General features: G+C 62.0%; 5 protein-coding genes. 3 read left to right on the top strand and 2 right to left on the bottom strand.

The genetic code is table 11. The features are described 5' to 3' along the window. Positions 1-118 precede the first annotated feature (118 nt). The 3 genes from HMPREF1136_RS00530 (at position 119) to aspA (ending at position 2,547) form a co-directional block, all read left to right on the top strand. Complete coding sequence (locus HMPREF1136_RS00530; RefSeq protein ID WP_034504225.1) at positions 119-622, top strand: DUF3145 domain-containing protein; 504 nt, start codon at positions 119-121, stop codon at positions 620-622. After that, complete coding sequence (locus HMPREF1136_RS00525; RefSeq protein WP_009647345.1) at positions 622-999, top strand: phosphopantetheine-binding protein; 378 nt, start codon at positions 622-624, stop codon at positions 997-999. The genes HMPREF1136_RS00530 and HMPREF1136_RS00525 overlap by 1 nt, the downstream gene beginning before the upstream one ends. Before the next feature lie 135 nt (positions 1,000-1,134). After that, the gene (gene aspA, locus HMPREF1136_RS00520; protein WP_009647341.1) at positions 1,135-2,547 is read left to right on the top strand and encodes an aspartate ammonia-lyase; all 1,413 of its coding nucleotides are present in this window, start codon (positions 1,135-1,137) and stop codon (positions 2,545-2,547) included. A gap of 79 nt (positions 2,548-2,626) precedes the next feature. On the opposite strand, the gene HMPREF1136_RS00515 is transcribed toward aspA, so the two are convergent. Next, on the bottom strand, positions 2,627-3,196 hold the full coding sequence (locus tag HMPREF1136_RS00515; RefSeq protein ID WP_009647344.1) for a flavin reductase: 570 nt from the start codon (positions 3,194-3,196) through the stop codon (positions 2,627-2,629). Positions 3,197-3,316: 120 nt separating this feature from the next. Further along, positions 3,317-5,070, bottom strand: a 1,754-nt coding sequence (locus HMPREF1136_RS10205) for a tetratricopeptide repeat protein (RefSeq protein WP_009647343.1), incomplete at its 5' end; no start/stop codon positions are given.

Genomic DNA, 5,070 nt, shown 5'->3' with positions numbered 1-5,070 from the left:
CGCGCTCCTCTATCCTGTCAGTACATCGTGTGTGCTCGTTTCGGCGCATTTCGTTGCGACTCCCAGGTAATTAGGACGTAGGGGAAGACGATCCTGACAAAGCCTACAAGGAGGAACAATGAGAGGGTCATACACCCGCGGTGTATTTTTCGTGCACTCAACACCGCCCGCTCTGTGTCCGCACATCGAGTGGGCGTTGGGTACCGCGCTCGGCCAGGAGGTTCGCCTCCAGTGGACCGATCAAGATGCGGCGCCGGGCATGGTCCGCTGCGAGTTTTCGTGGGTTGGGCCGGTTGGCTCGGGTGCCCGTTTGGCGTCCGCTCTGCGCGGTTGGGAACATCTGCGCTACGAGGTCACCGAAGAGGCGACCGCCTCGAACGATGGTGGGCGCTGGTGTCACACCCCGTCGCTGGGCATCTTCCACTCACAGATGGACTCCGTCGGTAATGTTGTCGTCCCCGAGGACCGCATTCGCGCCGCCATGGAGAACGCGTCCTCCTACGAAGAGCTCGTCGAGGGCCTGGAACTGGCGCTCGGTCAGGCGTGGGACGATGAACTTGAGTCCTTCCGTCACGCGGGCGCGGGTGCACCCGTGCGCTGGCTGAACAACCGGGTGGGCTGATGGGTTCCATCGCTGATCTGCTGGGAGACCAGCTGCGTGCCGGGTTAGCGCAGCTGGTCGATCCCGCTACCGAGGACGATGCACCTGAGGGTACCCAGGCCTCGTCCATCGACGCGGGCGAGTCCGTCAGTACCCAGGACCGTGCGCGCGAGGCAGCGATGGAAGCCGTCCTCGACGAGGCCGACCTTGCCCCTGGCGATGCGCGCGCCGAGCTGACCCTGCGCGGGGACCTGGATATGGACGATGTATCCCTGTATGCCGTCGTTGCGCGCGTCGAACGCGAGGCGAAAGTGGCGCTCACCGACGCGCAGATCGAGGAGTGGGAAACTCTCGGGGACCTGCTCGATGCCGTTGCGCAGGCCGCTTGTCATGACTGACGAAAGGCCGAGTTAGGGGAGCGTCAACGACCTCCCCGAGATTCGTAAAGTTCCTGACAAAGCGGGACTTCGTGCCTACCATGGAGGCGGATCGCCGGGAAACTTCCGGCGTACACTCCGACGGAAGGAACGACGTTGACCCGCACCGAAGAGGATCTGCTCGGCACGCGCGAAGTACCCGACGACGCGTACTGGGGAATCCACACACTGCGAGCCATTGAGAACTACCAGATCTCAGGCCGCACTATCAATGAAGCACCCGAACTGATTCGTGCGTTTGCGCAGGTTAAGAAGGCGTGCGCCTTGGCGAACATGCAGCTCAAGGCCATGAAACCCGTCAAGGCCGAGGCCATCATCGCCGCCTGCGACGAAATCATCGAAAACGGGCGTTGCATGGACCAGTTCCCCGTCGACCAGTTCCAGGGAGGCGCGGGCACATCCGTGAACATGAACGCGAACGAGGTCATCGCGAACCTCGCGCTCGAAATCCTGGGGGAGGAGAAGGGACACTACGACGTGATCAACCCCAACGATCACGTCAACCGCTCGCAGTCAACGAACGACGCCTACCCGACCGCGTTCCGCATCGCCCTGTGGCGCAAGGTGAATCGTTTACGCAAGGCGCTCGACGAGCTGGCGGACGCCTTCGACGAGAAGGGCGCCGAGTTCCGCAACATCCTGACGATGGGACGCACCCAGCTGCAGGACGCCGTTCCCATGTCGCTGGGCGGCGAGTTCTCCGCGTTTGCGCACACGCTGCGCGAGGAAGATGAGCGCCTCGTCAACAACGCCGAGCTGCTCCTGGAGACGAACCTGGGTGCCACCGCCATCGGTACGGGCCTGAATACGCCGGACGGCTACCAGCAGGTCGTTGTGCGTCACCTGCGCCGCATCACGGGCGCGCGCGTCGTCGGCTCCCCGAACCTCCTCGAGGCCACCTCCGACACGGGTGCCTACGTGTCCATGCACGCCACCATCAAGCGCAGCGCCGTGAAGCTCTCCAAGGTCTGCAACGACCTGCGTCTGCTGGCCTCCGGCCCGCGCGCTGGCCTCAACGAGATCAACCTGCCGAAGATGGCGGCTGGCTCCTCGATCATGCCCGCAAAGGTCAACCCCGTCATCCCTGAGGTCGTCAACCAGGTGTGCTTCAAAGTCATTGGCAATGACCAGACCGTCACCATGGCGGCCGAGGCCGGACAGCTCCAGCTCAACGTCATGGAGCCCGTCATCGCGCAGGCCCTCATCGAGTCCATCAACCTGCTTGTCAACGCATGCGATACGCTGCGCGAACGCTGCATCACCGGCATCACAGCGAACGAGGAAGTGTGCCGCGGCTACGTGGAAAACTCCATCGGCATCGTCACCTACTTCAACGACGTGATCGGACACCACCTGGGCGACGTCGTCGGCAAGCGCGCCGCCGCCGAAGGCAAGACCGTGCGCGAGGTCATCCACGACATGGAACTCCTCTCCGAGTCCGAGGTTGAGCGCATCCTCTCGCCCGAAAATCTCGCCAACCCGAAGTACGCGGGCACCGAAGAAGAGTGAGCACTGCGCTCACAGCCTGCGCATATGACCGAGGCCGGGGAACCCACGTGGGGACCCCGGCCTCGTCGTTTGTGTGATCTCAGGACTGCAGTGACTCCTTGAAGGCGCGCACGAATGTACCGAAACGCTCCACCTGTTCTGAGAAGTACCGATAGATGCGACGGCGTGCATCGCCCACGTATTCGACGGTACGGAGCTCCTCGTATCGGAATCGACCTCGTTCGTCGATGAGGTCAGAATCAACCAGCCGGGCGGTGACCTCGCAGCGGAAGTGCGTGTAGGTACCGTCATCCGTGGCCTCTAGGACACGGCACACCAGGCTCATCTGTGAATCGTCGAGCACGGGGATGCCGTCATAGTTGCTCGATGCCACGTGGGTGTCGCTGAGCTTATCTCCACCAGAGATGGTGCCCGCGTATTCGAAGAGTCCCATGGCCTCGGCCCCGAAAAGATTGAGGGAACACACGTCCGAGCGCTTGATCGAGCGCGCCGCGTGCGTGGTGGAATCGCAGCCGATCATGACCATCTGGCCAAGCGAATACGACGAGGATCCCGTCGTGATTCCAACCCCCACTTCCTCATCGGGATAAGCCAGGATATAGACGGGAAAACCGTAATAGAACTTCTCGGTGTCGTAGGGAACGTGCATGCTTCCATTGTGCGTCGGACGCATCGGGTGGGCAGGGCGTACGACGTGGAAGGAGAGCATGTCCACGAGGCACGAGTGGGCCGGAAGCACACGCTACCGGCCCACTCGGTTATACGCGCGCTAGTCGGCGGAGGGGTTGTCCCGCTGCTTCAGCTCGCGCCGCACGTCCTCGAGTTCCTCACACATAGCCGTGGTGAACGGATGGTCGGCACCCAGGACGCGCTGGCTGCTGACGAGGAGCTGTTCGTACAGGGTGATGGAATTGTCTGTGCGACCAGCCTCTTGGTATGAGTCTGCGAGTTCACGGCGCGTGTTGTACGTACCCGGGTGGTCCTCGCCCAGGACGCGGATCTGGTCTTTCATGACCTGCTCGTACAGGGTAATGGCCTCAGGGAGGCGGCCAACAGACCGGTATGTGTATGCGATGTTGTTGAGCGTGGTGAGCGTGTGGGGATGGTCTTTGCCGAGGGCGCGGGCCTGGTCTTGAGCGACCTGCTCGTACAGGGTGATGGCTTCATCGTGGCGCTCAGCAGACGCGTATGCGCTTGCGAGGTTGTTGCGTGCGGTGAGTGTGTGGGGGTGGTTGTCGCCCAGGACGCGCGCACGGTCTGTGATGACCTGCTCGAATAGGGTGATGGCTTCATCGTGGCGCTCAACAGACGCGTATGCGCATGCAAGGCTGTGGCGTACGGTGAGCGTGCGGGGGTGGTCGGGACCCAGGACACAGGTCAGGCCTGTGACGACCTGTTCGTACAGGGTGATGGCTTCATCGCGGCGGCCAGCTGATTCGTATGCGTCAGCCAGGTTGTTGCGCGTGTTGAGTGTGTGGGGGTGGTTGGCGCCCAGGATGCGCGCGCGGTCTGTCGCGACCTGTTCGTACAGGGCGATGGCTTCATCGCGGCGGCCCACCGCATTGTAGGTGTATGCGAGATTATTGCGTGTGCTGAGTGTGAGGGGGTGGTCTTCCCCCAGAACGCGCGCGCGGCCTGCGGCGACCTGCTCGAACAGGGCGATGGCCTCAATGCGGCGGCCAGCAGACTCGTATGCGTCTGCCAGGCTGTTGCGCGTGCTGAGTGTGAGGGAGTGGTCTTCCCCCAGGACACGCGCGCGGCCTGCGGCGGCCTGCTCGTACAGTTGGATGGCCTCAACGAAGCGGCCCGCCTGCAGGTGACAGTTTGCAAGGTTGTTACGCAAGGTCAGGGTGTTAGGATGATCGTCGCCAAAAATGCGGATGCTGTCGGTGATGACCTGCTCAAACAGGGTGATGGCCTCATCGAGGCGCCCTGCCTCCTGGTAACAGGTGGCGAGATCGTTGCATGCGCTGAGCGTCTGAGGATGATTCTCACCCAGAACACGTGCATAGTCTTCAAGGATCTGCTCGTACAAGGTGATGGCCTCATCGAGGCGCCCTGTCTGCACATAGGTGTCCGCAAGGTTGCTGCGCTCGGTGAGTGTGTCCAGGTGGTTTTCGCCCGTGCTGTGGGTCGGGTCTTTGGTGGTCTGCTGGTGGGAGACCTGTGTCAGTGCGGTGATTGTGCGCTCGAGTGCTGTGTGCTTGAAATCCGGTGACGCTGGTGCGAGCGTCAGGTACTCCTGCGCGACGCTACCCAGGAGTGTGTCGAGGTATTGGAGTTCGCTGGGGGTGTAGTTCTGGCGTGCTGAGGCTGATTGTACGAGAACGTAGTACCGGAATACCTCGGGCTTGAGTATTGCTTCACGTAGGGCGTTCTCGTCGTCGGCAAGGAGCGTGATGGTTTGCTTCACTGATTCCTCGAGATGATCGATGAAGCTATCGATGTGGGACCTGTCGTAGCCCGACTCAACGAGCTGTCCCTCGATTGCGTCCAGTTCAGCGCTTATCGAGTTTGTCAGGT

The sequence above is a fragment of the Actinomyces sp. ICM47 genome, from assembly GCF_000278725.1.
Taxonomy (GTDB): Bacteria; Actinomycetota; Actinomycetes; order Actinomycetales; family Actinomycetaceae; genus Pauljensenia.
The sequence above is the reverse complement of the archived record's forward strand: the minus strand, read 5'-3'. Positions and strand labels throughout refer to the sequence as shown.